The 19,266-nt window shown below is 69.3% G+C and carries 19 protein-coding genes; 9 read left to right on the top strand and 10 right to left on the bottom strand.

Annotated elements, in window-relative coordinates:
- Positions 1-29: 29 nt before the first annotated feature.
- Entirely contained in the window at positions 30-1,082 is a 1,053-nt protein-coding gene (locus ACZ58N_RS22660; protein ID WP_471163094.1) for an aldo/keto reductase, read from the bottom strand.
- Positions 1,083-1,244: 162 nt separating this feature from the next.
- Entirely contained in the window at positions 1,245-3,032 is a 1,788-nt protein-coding gene (thiC, locus tag ACZ58N_RS22655) for a phosphomethylpyrimidine synthase ThiC (protein WP_471162741.1), read from the bottom strand.
- Positions 3,033-3,242: 210 nt separating this feature from the next.
- Here thiC and ACZ58N_RS22650 point away from each other — a divergent pair, with 210 nt between their 5' ends.
- Positions 3,243-4,640 carry a YibE/F family protein gene (locus tag ACZ58N_RS22650; protein ID WP_471162738.1) on the top strand — a complete coding sequence of 466 codons (1,398 nt, stop codon included), beginning with the start codon at positions 3,243-3,245 and terminating at the stop codon, positions 4,638-4,640.
- An 18-nt stretch (positions 4,641-4,658) separates the two neighbouring features.
- Here ACZ58N_RS22650 and ACZ58N_RS22645 read toward each other — a convergent pair whose 3' ends face one another.
- From ACZ58N_RS22645 to ACZ58N_RS22630, 4 genes are all read right to left on the bottom strand, one after another.
- Positions 4,659-5,108, bottom strand: coding sequence for an SsgA family sporulation/cell division regulator (locus ACZ58N_RS22645; protein WP_471162735.1), 450 nt, complete (start codon positions 5,106-5,108; stop codon positions 4,659-4,661).
- Between the two features lie 96 nt (positions 5,109-5,204).
- Entirely contained in the window at positions 5,205-5,942 is a 738-nt protein-coding gene (locus tag ACZ58N_RS22640; protein WP_471163091.1) for an IclR family transcriptional regulator, read from the bottom strand.
- 290 nt (positions 5,943-6,232) lie between these two features.
- A complete protein-coding gene (locus tag ACZ58N_RS22635; protein ID WP_471163088.1) occupies positions 6,233-6,460 on the bottom strand; it encodes a DUF5326 family protein in 228 nt (75 codons plus the stop codon).
- A 193-nt stretch (positions 6,461-6,653) separates the two neighbouring features.
- Complete coding sequence (locus tag ACZ58N_RS22630; RefSeq protein WP_281204936.1) at positions 6,654-6,971, bottom strand: cupin domain-containing protein; 318 nt, start codon at positions 6,969-6,971, stop codon at positions 6,654-6,656.
- A gap of 87 nt (positions 6,972-7,058) precedes the next feature.
- On the opposite strand from ACZ58N_RS22630, the gene ACZ58N_RS22625 reads away from it, so the two are divergent.
- From ACZ58N_RS22625 to ACZ58N_RS22605, 5 genes are all read left to right on the top strand, one after another.
- Entirely contained in the window at positions 7,059-7,439 is a 381-nt protein-coding gene (locus tag ACZ58N_RS22625) for a phage holin family protein (protein WP_471162733.1), read from the top strand.
- Positions 7,440-7,449: 10 nt separating this feature from the next.
- Positions 7,450-7,953 carry a low molecular weight protein-tyrosine-phosphatase gene (locus ACZ58N_RS22620; protein WP_471162730.1) on the top strand — a complete coding sequence of 168 codons (504 nt, stop codon included), beginning with the start codon at positions 7,450-7,452 and terminating at the stop codon, positions 7,951-7,953.
- Positions 7,950-9,116, top strand: coding sequence for a cystathionine gamma-lyase (locus ACZ58N_RS22615; protein ID WP_471162727.1), 1,167 nt, complete (start codon positions 7,950-7,952; stop codon positions 9,114-9,116). The genes ACZ58N_RS22620 and ACZ58N_RS22615 overlap by 4 nt, the downstream gene beginning before the upstream one ends.
- 174 nt (positions 9,117-9,290) lie before the next feature.
- The gene (locus ACZ58N_RS22610; RefSeq protein ID WP_471162724.1) at positions 9,291-10,187 is read left to right on the top strand and encodes a LysR family transcriptional regulator; all 897 of its coding nucleotides are present in this window, start codon (positions 9,291-9,293) and stop codon (positions 10,185-10,187) included.
- Between the two features lie 60 nt (positions 10,188-10,247).
- Entirely contained in the window at positions 10,248-10,727 is a 480-nt protein-coding gene (locus ACZ58N_RS22605; protein WP_471162721.1) for an NUDIX domain-containing protein, read from the top strand.
- A gap of 31 nt (positions 10,728-10,758) precedes the next feature.
- Here ACZ58N_RS22605 and ACZ58N_RS22600 read toward each other — a convergent pair whose 3' ends face one another.
- Both ACZ58N_RS22600 and ACZ58N_RS22595 read right to left on the bottom strand, forming a co-directional pair.
- Positions 10,759-11,883: a globin domain-containing protein gene (locus tag ACZ58N_RS22600; RefSeq protein ID WP_471162718.1), complete on the bottom strand. Its 1,125-nt coding sequence runs from the start codon at positions 11,881-11,883 to the stop codon at positions 10,759-10,761.
- 201 nt (positions 11,884-12,084) lie between these two features.
- Complete coding sequence (locus ACZ58N_RS22595) at positions 12,085-12,735, bottom strand: HAD family hydrolase (RefSeq protein ID WP_471162716.1); 651 nt, start codon at positions 12,733-12,735, stop codon at positions 12,085-12,087.
- Positions 12,736-12,970: 235 nt separating this feature from the next.
- Between ACZ58N_RS22595 and ACZ58N_RS22590 the strand changes: the two genes are divergently transcribed.
- A complete protein-coding gene (locus ACZ58N_RS22590; protein WP_471162713.1) occupies positions 12,971-13,858 on the top strand; it encodes a GNAT family N-acetyltransferase in 888 nt (295 codons plus the stop codon).
- 14 nt (positions 13,859-13,872) lie between these two features.
- Positions 13,873-14,334, top strand: coding sequence for a GNAT family N-acetyltransferase (locus ACZ58N_RS22585; protein ID WP_471162710.1), 462 nt, complete (start codon positions 13,873-13,875; stop codon positions 14,332-14,334).
- A gap of 60 nt (positions 14,335-14,394) precedes the next feature.
- Here the strand turns inward: ACZ58N_RS22585 and ACZ58N_RS22580 are convergent, their stop codons facing one another.
- Positions 14,395-15,780, bottom strand: a complete 1,386-nt coding sequence (locus ACZ58N_RS22580) for a serine hydrolase domain-containing protein (RefSeq protein ID WP_471162707.1) — start codon at positions 15,778-15,780, stop codon at positions 14,395-14,397.
- 74 nt (positions 15,781-15,854) lie between these two features.
- Positions 15,855-17,318 carry a replicative DNA helicase gene (dnaB, locus tag ACZ58N_RS22575; protein ID WP_471163086.1) on the bottom strand — a complete coding sequence of 488 codons (1,464 nt, stop codon included), beginning with the start codon at positions 17,316-17,318 and terminating at the stop codon, positions 15,855-15,857.
- Between the two features lie 452 nt (positions 17,319-17,770).
- On the opposite strand from dnaB, the gene ACZ58N_RS22570 reads away from it, so the two are divergent.
- A complete protein-coding gene (locus tag ACZ58N_RS22570; RefSeq protein ID WP_471162704.1) occupies positions 17,771-19,108 on the top strand; it encodes an MATE family efflux transporter in 1,338 nt (445 codons plus the stop codon).
- Positions 19,109-19,266 lie beyond the last annotated feature (158 nt).

Raw genomic sequence — 19,266 nt, 5'->3', positions numbered from 1 at the left:
TTCACGTGAAACACGTGGCCCACGCCCCTCTAGGACGCGGCTGCCCGCGCGCCGAGTGCCCGGCGGCGCAGACCGGCGTCCGACAGGGCCGGCGGGCGCCAGACTCCGTCCGGCCGGTAGAGGTTCACGCCCGGCGCCACGATCTCGTCGATCCGGTCGAGCACCGCGTCATCCAGGACCAGCCCGGCCCCCTTCACCAGCGACTCCATCTGCTCCATCGTCCGCGGCCCGATGATGACCGAGGTGACGGCGGGATGTGCGACGGGGAACGCAACGGCCAGCTCCGGCAAGGTGCATCCGATCGACTCGGCCAGCTCGACCAACTGTTCCACCGCTTCCAGCTTGGCGACGTTGCCGGGGATCGCCGGATCGAACCGTGCCGGAGTCAACGCCGCCCGTCCCGAGGTCAGGTCGACGGGCCCGCCGAGCCGGTACCTTCCGCTCAGGAAGCCGGAGGCCAGCGGACTCCAGGTCAGCACTCCCATCCCGTACCGAAGTGCGACCGGCAGCACGTCCGCCTCGATGCCACGCGCGAGGATCGAGTACGGCGGCTGCTCCGTGCGGAACCGGGGCAGCGCACGCCGCTCCGCCACATGGTGCGCCTCCACGAGCTCCTCGGCCGGGAACGTCGAGCAGCCAAAGGCGCGGATCTTGCCGGCCCTGACCAGGTCACCGAGGACCGACAGGGTCTCCTCGACATCGGTCGTGTGGTCCGGCCGGTGCACCTGGTAGAGGTCGATCCAGTCGGTACCGAGCCTGCGCAGGCTGTCCTCCACCGCCCGCACGATCCACCGCCGTGAGTTGCCGCTGCGGTTACGGCCCTCTCCCATCCGGAAGTGGACCTTCGTGGCGAGGACGACGTCGTCGCGCCGCCCCTTGAGGGCCTTGCCGACGATCACCTCGGACTCACCGGCGGAGTACATGTCCGCCGTATCGACGAAATTGATGCCCCGGTCGAGTGCGGCGTGGATGATCCGTACGCACTCCTCGTGATCGGGATTCCCCACCGCGCCGAACATCATCGTGCCCAGGCAGTGGGCACTCACCTCGATGCCGGTACCACCAAGATTTCGGTATCCCATGCTCATGCGGACGCACTCTAGGACCTGGAGCGCGCTCCAGGTCAAGGACCGGAGCACCGGTCCCTCAGGTCCGAACTCCCCTGCCTCCAGGGCCCGGACACGGAGCTGCTCCCGGTCGGCGGCACTCCGCCGGCCGGGAGCAGCTCTCCCCCCGAACGTGCGTCAGTCCGCCAGCGGCAGGTAGACGCGGTTGCCCGCTGCGGCGAACTCGGCGGACTTCTCCGCCATGCCCGCCTCGATCTCGTCGGCCTTCAGGTCTCCGCCGTGCTGACGGCGGATGTCCTGCGAGATCTTCATGGAGCAGAACTTGGGCCCGCACATGGAGCAGAAGTGCGCGGTCTTGGCCGGCTCGGCCGGCAGCGTCTCGTCGTGGAACTCGCGGGCCGTGTCCGGGTCGAGGGCCAGGTTGAACTGGTCCTCCCAGCGGAACTCGAACCGGGCGTCCGACAGGGCGTCGTCCCACTCCTGGGCGCCCGGGTGTCCCTTGGCCAGGTCCGCCGCGTGGGCGGCGATCTTGTAGGTGATGACGCCGGTCTTCACGTCGTCACGGTTGGGCAGGCCGAGGTGTTCCTTGGGCGTGACGTAGCAGAGCATCGCCGTGCCCCACCAGGCGATCATCGCGGCGCCGATGCCCGAGGTGATGTGGTCGTACGCGGGCGCGACGTCCGTGGTGAGGGGGCCGAGCGTGTAGAACGGCGCCTCCTCGCAGATCTCCTGCTGGAGGTCGATGTTCTCCTTGATCTTGTGCATCGGGACGTGGCCCGGGCCCTCGATCATCGTCTGGACGTTGTGGCGCTTGGCGATGGTGTTCAGCTCGCCCAGCGTCTTCAGCTCGGCGAACTGCGCGGCGTCGTTGGCGTCGGCGATGGAGCCGGGGCGCAGGCCGTCGCCCAGGGAGTACGTGACGTCATAGGTCGCGAGGATGTCGCAGAGTTCCTCGAAGTTCGTGTAGAGGAAGTTCTCCTTGTGGTGCGCCAGACACCACGCGGCCATGATCGAACCGCCGCGGGAGACGATTCCGGTCTTGCGTCGGGCGGTCAGCGGTACGTACGGGAGCAGCACGCCCGCGTGGACCGTCATGTAGTCGACGCCCTGCTCGGCCTGTTCGATGACCGTGTCCTTGTAGATCTCCCAGGTCAGGTCCTCGGCGCGGCCGTCGACCTTCTCCAGCGCCTGGTAGAGCGGCACGGTGCCGATCGGAACGGGGGAGTTGCGCAGCACCCACTCGCGCGTGGTGTGGATGTTGCGACCGGTCGAGAGGTCCATGACCGTGTCGGCGCCCCACTTGGTGGCCCAGGTCATCTTGTCGACCTCCTCCTCGATGGAAGAGGTGACCGCGGAGTTGCCGATGTTGGCGTTGACCTTCACCAGGAACCGCTTGCCGATGATCATCGGCTCGATCTCGGGGTGGTTCACGTTGGCCGGCAGGACCGCTCGACCTGCGGCGATCTCCTCGCGGACGACCTCGGGGGAGACGTTCTCGCGAATCGCGACGTACTCCATCTCCGGGGTGATCTCGCCGCGGCGGGCGTACGCGAGCTGGGTGACGGCGGCGCCGCCGCGGCCGCGACGGGGCTGCCTGGGGCGTCCCGGGAAGACGGCGTCGAGGTTCTTGAGGCCACCGCGGGGCGAGGTGTGCTTGATGCCGTCGTCCTCGGGGCGCGCGGGGCGGCCCGCGTACTCCTCGGTGTCGCCACGGCTGATGATCCAGTTCTCGCGCAGCGGCGCGAGGCCCCGACGGACGTCGGTCTCGATCTGCGGGTCGGTGTACGGACCCGACGTGTCGTAGAGCGTCACGTCCTTGCCGTTGGTGAGGTGGACCTGGCGGACCGGCACCCGGATGTCGGGGCGGGAGCCCGCGAGGTAGCCCTTGTGCCAGCCCGGCTGGCGCTCGTTCCCGCCGTCGGCGTCCTGGCTGACGGCAGGCGTGCGTGCGTCCTGAATGGTCATGAGACCTATCTCCCTACGCCGGCATTACCCGGTAACAGGTTCGGCGGTCGACGCAGCCTCTTCCCGTACGCATTCTCATGTGCGTACGGTGATCAGCGCCCTCTCAGCCCGGTGCTCCGAGCTCCCGCGTTGTGCAAAGGTGCCCCCACGCTAGCGTCATCTGTGGCGTGCTGAACAGTGGGCCCCCTCATCTCTTGCGATGATCTGCCGGTGACGTCCTCGCCGCAGCCCCCCACCGAACCCACCGAGCCCACGGGTCACCACGACCACGAGCACGCCTCCCACGGGCATGCGGCCGGGCCCGTACAGGGCCATTCCCACGGCCACAGCCACAGCCACGGGCCGGCGGCCCCCGTCTCCAAGCACCTGCGCAAGGTCATCGCCGCGGTACTGATCCCCTTCGCGGCGGCCGTCTTCATCGGCATGGCGGTCCTGTGGCCGGGCGGCGCTCCGGCCCACGAACGGACCGGCGTGGGATTCGACCGGCAGACCCAGCAGGGCCAGGTCGTCGCACTCGAAAGCGTCGACTGCAAATCGGTGAACGCCTCGCAGGTGCCGTCGACCGGTGATCTCTCGACCCCCCAGGGCCGCGAGGCGGAGGCCGCGCAGAACGGCGACTGCAAGAAGGCCACCGTCGTGGTCGGCAGCGGTCCCGACAAGGGGCGCGCCTTCTTCGAGATCGTCCAGCCCGGCGCGCCAAGGCAGTTGAAGCAGGGTCAGGAGGTGGTCGTCGCCCACGCGCCGGACGCCCCCCGGGACCTCCAGTACTCCGTCATCGACGTGAACCGCAAGCTCCCGATGGCCCTGCTGGCCGGCATCTTCGCCGTGGCGGTCGTCGTGGTCGGCCGGCTGCGGGGCCTGTTCGCACTCATCGCCCTCGTGATCAGTTTCGCGATCCTGACGCTCTTCATCCTTCCGGCGATCCTGCAGGGCTCCAACCCCTTGGTCGTCGCCATCGTCGGAGCCAGCGCGATCATGCTGATCGCGCTCTACATGTGCCACGGACTGACGGCCAGAACCTCGGTGGCCGTCCTCGGCACCCTGGTCTCACTTCTGCTGATCGGCCTGTTGGGATCGGTGTTCATCGACTGGGCGTTCCTGAGCGGGAACACCGATGACAACACCGGTCTGATCCACGGCCTCTATCCCGAGATCGACATGAGCGGTCTGCTGCTCGCAGGCGTGATCATCGGCTCGCTCGGTGTGCTCGACGACGTGACGGTCACTCAGACCTCAGCGGTGTGGGAACTCCACCAGGCCGATCCGAAAATGGGGCCGCGCGCCCTGTACGGGGCGGCGATCAGGATCGGCCGCGACCACATCGCGTCCGTGGTCAACACGCTCGTACTCGCCTATGCGGGCGCAGCGTTGCCCCTGCTGCTGCTGTTCTCGATCGCCAACAGCAGCATAGGGTCGGTGGCCAACAGCGAGCTGGTGGCGGAGGAGATCGTTCGAACCCTCGTGGGCTCGATCGGGCTCGTCGCGTCGGTCCCCGTGACCACGGCCCTGGCCGCCCTGGTGGTTTCCGCGGACCGGCCGGGCGCCCCCGCCGGCGCGAAGGTCACGGGACCGGTCCGCGGCGGCCGGGGCCGCCGGCGCAAGCGCTGAGGAGGAGCCGGGGTCGACTCAGCCCGCGTTCTGTTCGTTCTGTCGGGCCTCGGCGAGGATCTTGTCGAGCGCCTCGTCGAGATCCCCCTCGAAGTCACCGAGGTTTCGCTCCTGACCGAGCGGAACAAGCCGGTCGGTCCGGTCGAGGAACGCGACGAGCGGTGCCGCACCGGCACGGAACAGGGCCCGGTCCGCGCCGACCTGAAGGCGGATGTGGACGTCGGACAGCTCGTCGGGGTGGGTGGGGGCGATGTGCACGTCGCCGTCCCCGCAGGGCTTGTTGATGCCGTCGAGAAGCAATTCCCGGCCGAATGCCCAGGTCACAGGCGCGTCTCCGGGAAGGTGGAAGGTGAGGCGTACTGCGTAGGGGTCCCGCGCCTCGTACCGGAGTTCCACCGGGATCCGGAACGAGAGCTCCTCGGAAACGAGGAAGCTCATCATGACCTCTGCCTGTACCGACTCGCGCATTGCCTACCCCGCTGTAGTGGAAGTGGCCAGGAATGGTCCCCCAAGCCCTCTTGACAAGAGTGGTGGAAGCGCTCGGAGATCACAAGGAGTGAGTTTTCAGATACTGATAGAGAACGAGAGGGTGCTCAGCAGCGCGCCTACTTCATTCCGTAGCCGATCTGCCACATAGGGCAACCGACTTTCCTGGTGCATGGGGAGCGAAATGGCCATGGTTGCGGCGGTATCGCCCGCTGTGATCGGGATGGCGGCGCACACGACGCCCAGGGTGTACTCCTGACGCTCCGTAACCGGCTGCATCCGTTCCAACGAAGCGATTCTTTGTTCCAGTGCGTGGAGGTCCCGCACGGTGTAGGGAGTGATCCCCTCGACCGGGTGACGGTCGTAGTGGTCCTTGCGCGCCTTCTCGTCGAGCTGGCCCAGCAGGCACTGTCCGATGGCGTGCGCGTGGCCGGTCGCCCGGAAATCGGCCCACTCCTCGCAGGCGGGGTCGGCCGGAGTGTCCGAGACGCCGACGACCTCGATCTCACCCTCGCGGTAGACCGCGAAGTAGACGGGCGCCCCGACCGCGTCGCGGAAGTGCGCCAGGGAGTCGAGGATCATGCTGCGACGTTTCTGCTGAAGTCCGCCAACAGCCAACCGCCCGGCGGCGGGACCGAGTACGAAGACTCCTCCCTCCCGGCGCAGATAGCCCTCGTGCGTCAGGGTGCGCAGCAGGTGGTACGCGGTGGGGAGCGGGAGCCCGGCTTCGCGCGCGAGCTGTTTCGCCGGGGCTCCGTCACCGTGGGAGCCCGCCGCTTCGAGCAGCCTCAGCGCTCTCTGCACCGAACCGATCAGAGTCGGCACACCGGCATTGTGAACCGAAGACAAAGCTCACCCCCAGGTGTGGCGGCGGGCCTGGGGGGCCCGCCCTGCGGGGGCCGCCCCCGCGTGTGCCGTGGCTCCTGGGGGTGTTGCTCGGGTGCTCCGGACCTGATGGCCGGCCCGGAGCGGAGTACCTGCTGACGGTGCCCAGGGGAGCGACACAGATTGCGACCCTATCCGCCGATTCCAGCGGTGTGGGCGTTTTGCCGTCTCACGTTCCCCCGCATGGGTCAATCCCGCACCGCCCGGGTTGCGGGTTGCCTCTACCACTCTCCGGAGGAGGAAGAGGAGGACTTCGAACCGCTGCCGCTGAACTTCTTGACCACGAAGACCAGACCACCGACGAGGGCGGCGAGGAGCAGGAGCTTGAAGACCAGGCCGATCAGCGTGCCGATGATGCTGGTGATCACCCCGCCGAAAACGAAGATGGCCAGCACCGGAACGGCGATCCACTTGACCCACCAGGGCATGCCCGCGAATATCGCTCGGATCCCGTCCATGTCTTCTACCTCTTCCTCGTCCGTGACTTCCTGGTTCCGATGCTAGGAGCGGCCGGCCACGGGCGGGGGCCCGAGAGCCCCCGGAACCCCCTGATCCGCCCCTTAGGGGACCGGGGGCCGACCCCCCGGGAAGGCCCTCGGAAGAGGGCTCCACGATGAAGGCCGGCCCCCGGTCCCCGTGCCTTCAGCCCTCGGGCGGGGAGAACACCACCAGCACCTTCAACGGCTCGGTGATGTGGTGGAACTTGTGCGGCACCCCCGCCGGTACGTAGACGACGCTGCCGTTGGCCACCACCGTCGTCTCCTCCCCGACCGTGATCGAGGCCCGGCCGCTGACCACGAAGTACACCTCGTCCTGTCGGTGCGGCTGCTGCGGATCGCTTTGGCCCGCTTCCAGGGCGTACAACCCCGCCGACATGTTCCGTTCCCGCAGGAATTGCAGGTAGGCGCCGTCGTTGGCCGCCCTCTCCGCCTCTAGCTCATCCAGCCGGAAGGCCTTCATCGTTGCTGTGCCCCTCGTTCGCCGCTGCCGTGGGATCCGCTGATCTGCTGATGTCCCACGAGGATCTTCTCTGCCACGATCAGACACATGACGAATTTCGTAGTCAAGACGCTCGCCAATGCGGCGGCCCTGGCCGTGGCCATCTGGCTGCTCGCCGGCATCACGCTCGACGACGGGAGCAGCACGAGCCGACGAGCAGCCACGCTGATCCTGGTCGCCCTGGTCTTCGGCCTGGTCAATTTCATCGTGAAGCCCGTGGTGAAGCTGCTTTCCTTCCCCTTGTTCGTTCTGACCCTCGGGCTGTTCACCCTGGTCGTGAACGCCTTGATGCTGCTCCTGACCTCGTGGCTGGCGGAGCAGTTCGACCTCAGCTTCCACGTGGACGGCTTCTGGACCGCGGTCCTCGGCGGTCTGATCATCTCTGTCGTCTCCTGGGCCGTGAACCTGGCCCTGCCCGACAAGAACTGACCGGCCGACGATGTACCGCGTCTGTTTCGTCTGCACGGGCAACATCTGCCGCTCGCCCATGGCCGAGTCGGTCTTCCGCGCCCACGTCACCGAGGCAGGGCTGGACGACCGGGTCGAGGTGGACAGCGCCGGCACCGGCGGTTGGCACGAGGGCGACGCCGCCGATCCGCGCACCGTGGCCGTGCTGGAGGCCGCCGGGTACGAGCAGGACCACCGGGCCCGACAGTTCCGGGCCTCCTGGTTCGAGCGCCTCGACCTCGTCATCGCGCTCGACTCCGGCCACTTGAACGACCTGCGGGCCCTGGCACCGACCCCCGAGGCCGCGGCCAAGGTCCGGCTGCTGCGCTCGTACGACCCCGCGGCCGGGCCGGACCGCATACCGGACGCGATGGACGTACCGGACCCGTACTACGGCTCCCTCGACGGGTTCGAGGAATGCCTGGAGCTGGTCGAGGCCGCGAGCCCCGGCCTGCTGGACGCGGTACGCACCGCGGTGAAGGAGCACACCCCGTGACCGACCATCCCGCCGGCGAGAGCACCACGACGGACCGGTACGGCGACGGAACCCGGGCCGTGCGCGCCGGATTCCCCGAAGCCGTGAAGAACGAACCGACCCTGCCCGGACCCGTGTTCGCCGCCCATTTCCACCTCCCCGGGGACGTGTCGGGCCCGTACGCCTACGGCCGCGACAGCAACCCGACATGGACCCTGCTGGAACGCGCCATCGGCGAGCTGGAGGCCCCCGGGCTACCGGACGCGGAGACCATCGTCTTCGCCTCCGGCATGGCGGCGATCTCCGCCGTCCTCCTCTCCCAGGCCCGCACCGGCGACACCGTCGTCCTGCCCGACGACGGCTATCAGGCGCTGCCGCTGCTCCGGGAGCAGTTGGAGGCGTACGGGATCGTGGTGCGCACGGCGCCGACCGCAGGTGACGCCCAGCTGACGGCCCTCGACGGAGCGCGGCTCCTGTGGATCGAAACCCCCTCCAACCCGGGGCTCGACGTGTGCGACGTACGCCGCCTCGTGGAGGCCGCCCACGGAGGCGGCACTCTGGTCGCCGTCGACAACACCCTCGCCACCCCGCTCGGACAGCGCCCGCTGGAACTCGGCGCGGACTTCTCCGTGGCCAGTGGCACCAAGGGCCTCACCGGGCACGGCGATCTCCTGCTCGGCTACGTCGTCTGCCGGGACCCGGCGCTCGCCGCGGGCGTCCGCCGCTGGCGCAAGATCGTCGGGGCCATCCCCGGGCCCATGGAGGCCTGGCTCGCCCACCGCTCGCTGGCCACCATCCAGCTGCGCGCCCAGCGCCAATGGAGCAATGCCCTCGCGATCGCCGAAGCGATCGGCGACCGCGCCGAGGTCACCGGGTTGCGCTACCCGGGCCTGCCTTCGGACCCGTCCCACAGGACAGCCTCCCGACAGATGTCCGGATTCGGCTCGGTGGTCTCCTTCACGCTGCCGGACCGCGCGCACGCGGAACGCTTCATGGCCGCCCTGCACCTGGTCGAGGACGCCACGAGCTTCGGCGGAGTGCGCTCCACGGCGGAACGCCGCGGTCGTTGGGGCGGCGACGCCGTCCCGGAGGGTTTCATCCGGTTCTCCGCCGGCGCCGAGGATCCCGAGGACCTGGTCGCCGATGTGCTGCGGGCCCTTGACCACGCGGGTTCCGGGGCCTGAACGCCACGGAAAACGGTCCGAGCCTCCCCCTGGTGACTCGGACCGTTCCCGGGTTCCGCACGTGAAGAACCACTCGAACAAGGCTATTTGACTTGGCGTCAGAGTCCAATCACGGTAGCGACAGGGGCCCATCGGCATATCTATGGTTGAAGGCCCCCACCGGAAGGGGCCGCCATGGACCTGGCCCTGCTGCGCACCTTCGTCGCCGTCCACCGGGCGGGCTCGTTCACCCGGGCCGCCTCCCTCCTCGGACTCTCCCAGCCCGCGGTCACCTCGCAGATCCGGACCCTGGAACGCCAGCTGGGCCGCCCCTTGTTCCATCGCCGCGCCCGTGGCGTCACACCCACCGCGATCGGCGACGAACTGGCCCACAAGGCGGCCCCTCACCTGGACGCCCTGCTACGGATCACCGAGTCCGAGCGGGAGTCCGCGGGCGCGTCACGCACCCTGCACCTCGCCGGACCGGCCGAGTTCCTCTCCGTGCGGGTGCTCCCCGCCCTCGCGCCCCTCGTCGTCCAGGGGCAGACCCTTCGCACCGCGTTCACCTCCGGTGCCGAGACCACCCTCGACGGACTGGGCTCCGGACAACACGACCTCGTCGTCACCACGGCCCGACCGCGCGGCGACCTGTTCACGGCCTCCGTCCTGTGCGACGAGGAACTGGTGCTGGTCGCGGCGCCCTACTGGGCCGCCCTCGTCGACCCCGCCCACCTGCGCGACAAGGGCCCCGGCGCCCTGAACGGGATCCCCGTCGTCGAGGTCCACGAGAGCCTGCCGCTCGTGACCCGCTACTGGGCCGCGCTCTTCGACTCCGCGCCCGAACCGGCCGCCACCGTCGTCGCACCCGATCTGCGCGCCGTGCTGGAATGCGTCCGAGCAGGCGCCGGGCTCGCCGTGCTGCCCCGCTATCTGTGCCGGGACGCCGTCGAAGGCGGTCGGATCGTGGCTCTGCTCGACCCGCCGGTACCGCCGCTGCGGACCTGGTTCCTCGCCGTACGGGCCGGAAGTCTCGCCCTCGCCCACCTGGACCGCGCCCATGACGTGCTGCTGCGCGCCGCCGCGCACTGGTGAGCCCCCCGTTTTCGGCCTGCGGTGCGTTTCAGACGGGTCGTACCGGGCCACTCTTCTCCCATGACCGAACGTCCCGTGGTCAAACGCACCGCCCGCGCGATCCTGCTCGACGGTGGCGACCTGATCCTCATCAAGCGCACCAAGCCCGGCGTCGACCCGTACTGGCTCACGCCGGGCGGCGGGGTGGAACCCTCGGACGACACCGTCGTGGACGCCCTGCACCGCGAGGTCCATGAAGAACTGGGCGCCAAGATCACCGATGTGGTGCCCTGCTTCGTCGACACCGTCGAGCACATCGCCTCCGGTGGCGTGACCGGCGTGAAGGTGCAGCACTTCTTCGTCTGTCACCTCGAATCGATGGACCTCTCACAGCGCCACGGCCCCGAGATCGACGAGCCCGCGGGCGAGTACGAGATCGTCCGCGTGCCCTTCAGCCGGGTCGGGATCGCGGCGGTCCACCTCGTACCGCTGTCCCTGCGGCACTACCTCGACGGGAACATCGAGGGGGTGCGCGCCATGCACGCCCCCGATCTGGGCTGAGCGCGCCGGGAGCCGGCGGGCCGTACCGGGCTCAGCCGGCCACGCCCGCCAGTTCCTCGAACGAGTCGTAGCGGATCCGCTCCCCCGGGATGCCGATCCGCTTGAGGGCGTCCACCCCGTTGCGGATCATCGCCGGGGGACCGGACACGAAGGCGTCGTACGACCTCCAGGGCCCGTGCTCACCGACGGCCTGCGGCAACTGCCCGTCCAGGCCCCCTCCCACCACCGGGCGCACCGACAGCCACGGGTGGGATCGTTGCAACCCCAGCAGGGTGTCCTTGTCGTAGAGGTCGTGGTCGCTGCGCGCCCCGAAGAAGACTTCCACGGGCCGCCTCTCGCCGTGCTCGGCGACGTCCTCGATCAACGCCTTGATGGGGGCGATGCCGGTACCTCCCCCCAGGCACAGCATGCCGTTGTCCGTGCTGTGGTCCACCACCATCGACCCTGCCGGCGGCCCGAGCCGCAGCACGTCGCCCGGCTGTGCGTGCCGCACGAGGGCGTTGGAGACCCAACCCGCCGGAACGGCCTTGACGTGGAACGAGAGGAGGCCGTCGGCGCGCGGCGCCGAGGCGAAGGAGTAGTTCCGCCAGACCCGTGGCCACCACGGCGTCTCCAGGCTCGTGTATTGGCCCGCCAGGAAGGGATAGGGCTGGTCGGGGCGGACCGTCAGCACCGCGATGTCCGATGTGCGCAGGTCGTGGGAGACGACCTCCGCCTGCCACCACGCGGGCGCCTTCGCCCCGTCCTCGGCCGCAGCGTCGATCATGATCTGCGAGATGGCCGTGTACGCGCGTACCCAGGCCGCCTGGGTCTCGGGGCCCCAGGTGAACTCCGCGTACCGGGCCAGGGCTCCGATCAGGGCCTCACCCACGGCCGGATAGTGGCCGGCCATCGTTCCGTACTTGCGGTGCCCCGTGCCGAGTCGGCGGAGGTACGGGACGAGCACGTCCGGGGCGTCGATGTGCTCCGCGGCGGTCAGTAGGGCCTTCAGCAGTCGGTCGCGCTGCACGTCCATGGAGGCGGGGAACATGCCCCGCACATCGGGGTGCCCCGTGAAGACCAGGGCGTAGAAGTACGAGGTGACCTTGTCGGCGACGGGTGCGATCTCCGCAAGGGTCCGGTGGATGAGCACGGAATCCGGGGAGGGCTCTTTCACACCGCCCCCGGAGGGTATCCGGCCGGTCGGTCCGGCCGATCTGATGGGCGGAGCGTCCATGCGGTGCCTCGCTTCGGGCATCTCGGTCAATGTGCACGCGCCACGGCCTCGAATCCGTGGTTCCGGGTTTCACAGCGTGCCGGCCGACCAAGAGCACTGCGGGGGAATGGGCAAATTCTGCGTTTCGAACCCTCTTTCCCCTTAAGATGCCTCGACTTCCGGGCGGGTCGCGGCCACGAGCTGGTATGCCTCGCGGAGGTCGCGACCCTCGTAGACGTACGTCGCCCGTTCGGCCAGGTACGGACGCGCATTCACCGCCACGGACCTCGGGACGGCGTCGAAGAGGACCGCGTCGGTCAGGGAGTCCCCGTACGCGACACAGTCCCCCCGGCTCACTCCGAACCGTTCGCACAGCTGGTCGGCGATGCCCACCTTGCCCTCGGGCGTCAGGATCCCCGCCAGGTCGACGGGCCGGGTGAAGGGAACTGCGGGGAACACCGATCCGTGGGCGGCATGGGCACCCCACTCCAACAACAGCTCGACGAAGAACGACGGGGACAGCGAGATGACCGCGCAGTAGTCGCCGCGCTCGCGGATCTCCTGCCAGACATCCCTGATGCCCGCCAGCCACGGAGCACCGTCGAACGCCGCCCGAACGTGCGCGGGCGTCAGCTCGGACCACAGCTCCCGCACCGCCATCGAGAACTGGTGGGGGCTGATCTCGCGTGCGGCGAAGGACCGCTCCAGTTCGGCGATCTCGACGCCCACGCCGAGCTGCCGGGAAATCTCGACCGGCGCGGCCGAGCCGAACATCAGGGTCCCGTCGAGATCGAAGAGGTGCAGCATCGTCATAGCCGTCGAGGCTAGCGGCTCCGTTTCACGTGAAACAGCGTGTTTCACGTGAAACGACTTTCGAGTCCCGCGTGGCCCGGCCGGTGTTTCAAGTGAAACCGGCGTCGTTTCAGATACAGGGTGACGCCCGTTGCGCGCCCGCCCGGGTCAAGGGCGGTTTCACGTGAAACACGGGCGCCGTGCGCCGCGCCATTTCCCCTGGACTCCCACCCGGCCCATGATCCAGGCTGGGTGGGTGACATCACCACCGCTCACCGACCTGCCGATCAGCTTGCTCACCACGGACGACCTCCGCCGCTGCGCCGATCTGTCCGAAGACCGTGGCTGGCCCCGCGAGGACCACAAGTGGGGGCTCCTCCTCGCAGCAGGGGACGCCTACGGGATCGACGCCCCCGATGGCGAAGGACTTGCCGCCGTTTGCGTCGTCACCCGCTACGGGCCCAGCCGGGCCGAGCCCGACCTCGCCGCCATCGGCATGGTCCTCGTCGCGGAGCGGTACGCCCGCCGGGGACTGGGCCGCCGACTGATGACACACGTGTGCGACGAGGTCCTGGCGGGCATCCCCCTCACCCTGCACGCCACACCGTACGGCCGCCCCCTGTACGAGGAGCTCGGCTTCGACACGACGGGCCGGGCCGAGATGCTCGTGGGCGCCTTCCGCCCCACCGGGAACGGTCCGGTTCCGGACGGCGGAGTCGTCCGGAAGGCCGGCTCCAGAGACATCCCGGCCATCATCCGCCTGGACACCGAAGTGTTCGGCAGCGACCGGACCCACCTGATCACCCGCCTTCCCGCCTTCGCCGACCGGCTACTCGTCATCGAGGACGACCGGGGCGAGCTCGTCGGGTACGCCGCCATGTGGCCCAACATGCAGACCCATGTGGTGGGGCCGTTGATCGCCCGCGATACCGTCGGCGCCCAGGCCCTCGTGACCGCACTGGCAGCCACCACCGACCGGCCCCTGCGCACCGACGTCGACGTACGCCATGAGGGACTCTTGGCCTGGCTCAAGGAACAGGGCCTCGCATCCGTGGCGTTCAACGCCGTCATGACCCGGGGCATCCCCCGCCTACCCGGTGACTGGACCCGCCGCTGGGCCCCACTGACCGTCGCAGCGGGCTGAAGGAAAGGCGCACCATGACCGAAACCCACGAACTGAGGATCCGCCCCGCCGTCGAGGCCGATCTGCCGGCCATCGTCGAGATGCTCGCCGACGACCCGCTCGGGGCCACCAGGGAGTCCCCCGACGACCTCGCCCCGTACGTGGCGGCCCTCAAGCGCCTGACCGAGGACCCCAACCAGCACGTCGTCGTCGCCGTCCGCGGTGAGCGCGTGGTGGGCACCCTCCAGCTCACCTTCGTACCGGGACTCTCCCGCATGGGAGCCACCCGGTCGATCATCGAAGGTGTTCGGGTCCACGCCGACGAGCGGGGCAGCGGCCTCGGCACCCGTTTCATCGAATGGGCGATCGACCGGTCCCGGCAGGAGAACTGTCATCTGGTACAGCTCACTTCGGACGTGACGCGCACCGACGCCCACCGCTTCTACGAGCGGCTCGGCTTCACCGGCTCCCACATCGGCTTCAAGTTCCAGCTCTGAGCGATCCGGGTGGCCGTGGGGTGCCGGCGGCCGGATTCGTCCCGGCTGCCGGCACCGGCCTCAGCCGATGCCCCGCCAGCCCTGGGGGTCCACGCCTCCGGGCACCGGGGCCTGGGCGTCGTAGGGCTCCCGCGTGAAGACGAACGACGCCAGGTCGAGGTGGCTCACCGAGCCGTCCTCCCGGCGTACGGTCCGCAGCGTCTCACCCGCGTAGTAGCCGGACAGGCCCGTCCACGTACCGTCGGGCTCCGCGCGGAAGCCGGCCGCCCGGCCGGCGCCTCCCAGCGGGCTCAGTTGCAGGCAGCCGTCGTACGTGAGTCGCAGCACGTACGGCGAAGTCCCCCAGTACCAGGGCCCGGTCAGCTCCAACGGCACCCGGTCGGCTTCCCCGAACGGCCGCCACGGTTCGGGAAAAGGCGGTTCCGCTTCAGCGACGATCCGTACCAGGTCGAGGGCAACGGTCATCGACGGCAATCCCGAAGTGCAGTTCGCCATGACGATGGCGGCCACGTCGTCGGCCTCGCTCAGCCACAGGCCGGCGACGAACCCCGGAAGGGAGCCGCTGTGCCCGACCAGCCGGCGGTCCCCGTCGGTCGCCAGCTGAACACCGAGCCCGTACCCGGAAGCAGCGAAGCCGGGCTCCGGCGGCGCGGCCGGGGTGCGCATCTCCCGTACCGTCGCGGCGCTCAACACCCGGTCGTCACCGCGGAGCAGGAAGTCGGCGAAGCGCGCCAGGTCCGTCGTCGTGGACCACAGCTGCCCGGCCGCGGCCATCAGGCCGAGGTCTTCCAGCGGTTCGGGCATCATCACGTCGGCCCACGGGTGCACCGCCCAACCGCCCGCGTGCGGTGCCTGCGGCTGCCCGCTCGTACGGTTCAGGCCGAGCGGCTCCAGCACCTCGGCGCGCAGGACGTCCTCCCACGGCCTGCCACGCAGCGCCTCGACCAGCGAACCCAGCAACGTGTAGCCGGGGTTGGAATAGTGGAACCGGCGGCCGGGGGTGTGCTTGAACGGCTCGTCCCCCAGTACGTCGGGTAGTTCGGGGCGCAACGACGCCGGACTCCGCTCCCACCACGCGCCGGGGGTCTCGGCCGCCAGACCACCCGTGTGGGCCAGCAACTGGGCGACGGTCACCTCGCCGACGCCCGTTCCGGGCAGGTGCTTCTCCAGCGGGTCCGACAGGTCGAGCAGCCCTTCGTCCCGCAGCCGCAACACCAGCACGGCGGTGAACGTCTTGGTGATGGAGCCGATCCTGTACTGCACGTTCCCGTCCGGCCCGTGCCCCGCCACGGAGGTGCGGGACCCCTCCCAGACCACCTCGCCCCCACGAACGACCGCCGCCACCACTGAGGGGGCTCGCCCCTCGCTCTGTGCGACGGCGATCCGGTGCCGCAGCGCGCGCCGGGTCTCGGGGAGCAGTTCCAGGTCTTCAGGGAGCGCGTTCATGATCAGTAGGTACCACACCCGCGCGACCGACGGCCTGCGGATTTACCCCGCCGGACCACGGGGTCGTTGCTCTCCTACGTGTTGGCCATGTCCACGAAGCGGGAGTAGTGGCCCTGGAACGCGACGGTGATGGTGGCCGTGGGACCGTTTCGGTGCTTGGCCACGATCAGGTCAGCCTCGCCCGCGCGGGGTGATTCCTTCTCGTACGCGTCCTCGCGGTGCAGCAGGATCACCATGTCGGCGTCCTGCTCGATGGAGCCCGATTCACGGAGGTCGGAGACCATCGGCTTCTTGTCGGTGCGCTGTTCGGGACCACGGTTCAGCTGGGAGAGCGCGATCACCGGGACCTCCAGCTCCTTGGCCAGCAGCTTGAGGTTTCGGGACATGTCCGAAACCTCCTGCTGGCGGCTCTCCGGACGGCGCGAGCCGCCCGACTGCATCAGCTGGAGGTAGTCGATGACGACGAGGGAGAGGTCGCTGCGCTGCTTGAGGCGGCGACACTTGGCCCGGATCTCCATCATCGACAGGTTCGGGGAGTCGTCGATGTACAGCGGAGCGGCCGAGACGTCGGGCATGCGGCGCGCGAGCCGGGTCCAGTCGTCGTCGGTCATCGTTCCCGAGCGCATGTGGTGCAACGCGACGCGGGCCTCCGCCGAGAGGAGGCGCATCGCGATCTCGTTGCGGCCCATTTCGAGGGAGAAGATGACGCTGGGCAGGTTGGCCTTGATGGAGCAGGCACGCGCGAAGTCGAGGGCGAGCGTGGACTTGCCCATCGCGGGACGTGCGGCGATGACGATCATCTGACCGGGGTGGAGGCCGTTGGTCAGGGAGTCCAGGTCGGTGAACCCGGTCGGTACGCCCGACATCTGACCGCTGCGGGACCCGATCGCCTCGATCTCGTCGAGGGCGCCCTCCATGATGTCGCCGAGCGGCAGGTAGTCCTCGGAGGTCCGCTGCTCGGTGACGGCGTAGATCTCGGCCTGGGCGCTGTTGACGATCTCGTCGACGTCGCCGTCCGCCGCGTACCCCATCTGCGTGATCTTCGTACCGGCGGCGACGAGGCGCCGCAGGACGGCTCTCTCGTGGACGATCTCCGCGTAGTACTCGGCGTTCGCCGCGGTGGGCACGGATTGGACCAGCGTGTGCAGGTAGGAGGCACCGCCCACCTTGCTGATCTCGCCGCGCCGGGTCAGCTCCGCGCCGACGGTGATCGGGTCGGCCGGCTCGCCCTTGGCGTACAGGTCGAGGATGGCCTGGTAGATCGTCTCGTGCGAGGGACGGTAGAAGTCGTGGCCCTTGAGGACCTCTACCACGTCGGCGATGGCGTCCTTGGACAGGAGCATGCCGCCGAGCACCGACTGCTCGGCGTCGAGGTCCTGCGGCGGAACGCGCTCGAAGCCGCCCCCGCCGCCGTCCCAGGAGCCGCCCTCACGGCCGTCGTCGTCCCGCTTGTCCCCGCGACCCCGACCTTCGCTGCTACGGCGCGGACGGGCGGGCAGACGGTCACTGGGACCGCTGTCGGCCCAGGGGTCGTCCATGGGCTCGGGCATGTTCACCGGGCCGCCTCCTCCCGTCCGCAACGCGGACCTCGCCGTGCCACTCTTTCTACGACACGGCTCTGACATTTGGGGCACCCGGATCGGCTCTCGGCGCGTCGGGCAACGCCCAACGGTAGGGCCGCGAGCGACGTCAGCCAATCTTGTTATCCACAGGCTGTGTGGATGAGATGTGGACGACGGCTCCAATGCTGTGGGTAACTGGTCGGAAGCTGTGCACGGACCGGGGGACGACGCTGTGGACAAAATCACCCGACCTACCCGCACACCCAGCCTGACCTGCAACTTTCCCTCATCCGAAGGCTGGGGGAGAAAATTCTTGGCCACTGTCTCAAGATCGCCTCCAAAGGGGTGGGAAGAACCCGCAAGTCAGCGCGCAAGTAAGGATCCAAAGCCACTTGTATCCATTACCTGTGGAAGATTAGATTGAGCACATGACACAGGCCCCCACAGCTACGAAGGCTGCCCCGAGACGGCACGACCGCGAGATCCTCGCACTCGCCGTCCCCGCCTTCGGCGCCCTCGTGGCCGAACCACTGTTCGTGATGGCCGACAGCGCCATCGTGGGGCACCTCGGCACCCCCCAACTGGCCGGCCTCGGCATCGCGGCCGCGCTCCTGATGACCGGCGTGAGCGTCTTCGTCTTCCTCGCCTACGCCACCACCGCGGCGGTGGCCCGACGCGTCGGAGCGGGCGACCTCCCGGCCGCCATCCGGCAGGGCATGGACGGAATCTGGCTCGCGCTCCTGCTCGGAACGGTCGTGGCCGCCGCGATCCTGCCCACCGCACCCGGGCTGGTGTCCCTCTTCGGCGCCTCCGACACCGTCGCCCCGTACGCGGTCACCTACTTGCGCATCTCCGCCCTCGGAATCCCGGCCATGCTCATGGTCCTGGCTGCCACGGGCGTCATCCGCGGGCTCCAGGACACCCGTACGCCGCTCTACGTCGCCATCGGGGGCTTCGCCCTCAACGGCGTCCTCAACGTGGCCCTGGTCTACGGCGCCGACCTCGGCATCGCCGGATCCGCCTGGGGCACGGTCATCGCCCAGTTCGCCATGGCGGCCGCCTACCTCTTCGTGGTGGTGCGCGGGGCGCGGCGGCACGGCGCCTCCCTGCGCCCCGACAAGGACGGCATCCGGGCCTGCGCCCGTGCGGGAGCGCCCCTGTTGGTCCGAACCCTGTCCTTGCGGGCGATCCTGATGATCGCGACCGCCGTCGCGGCCCGACTCGGCGACGCCGACATCGCGGCCCACCAGATCCTCCTGTCCCTGTGGAGCCTGCTCGCCTTTGCCCTGGACGCCATCGCGATCGCCGGCCAGGCCATCATCGGCCGCTACCTGGGCGCAGGCGACACCGAGGGCGCCAAGGCGGTCTGCCGTCGCATGGTCCAGTGGGGCGTCGTCTCGGGGATCGTCCTCGGCCTGCTGGTCATCGCCGCCCGCCCGGTCTTCATTCCGCTCTTCACCAGCGACCCCGTGGTCGAGGACGTCCTGCTGCCGGCCCTGATCGTCGTGGCCGTCTCCCAGCCGGTGTCCGGCATCGTCTTCGTCCTGGACGGGGTGCTGATGGGCGCGGGGGACGGGCCCTACCTCGCCCGGGCCATGCTCGTGACGCTCGCCGTGTTCGCCCCGGCGGCGCTTCTGGTACCCGTTCTCGGCGGCGGCCTCACCACCCTGTGGTGGGCGATGACGCTGATGATGGTGGTCCGCATGATCACTCTCCAGCTACGCGCCCGCTCCGGTCGCTGGCTGGTCGCCGGGGCCACCCGCTGACCGGTCCACAGCCTGCCGGTGGGCCGTTTCACGTGAAACAGGACCCGGCTCGTTTCACGTGAAACACCGCCAGTCGGTTTCACGTGAAACGCCGCCGGCCGCGCCCGCGTACGACACCTCCGAAAGACCCGTTTCACGTGAAACGGGTCCCTGTCCCC

This window comes from Streptomyces sp. NPDC040432, assembly GCF_055595445.1.
Note: the sequence above shows the minus strand (reverse complement) of the source record. Positions and strands in the feature narration are given on the sequence as shown.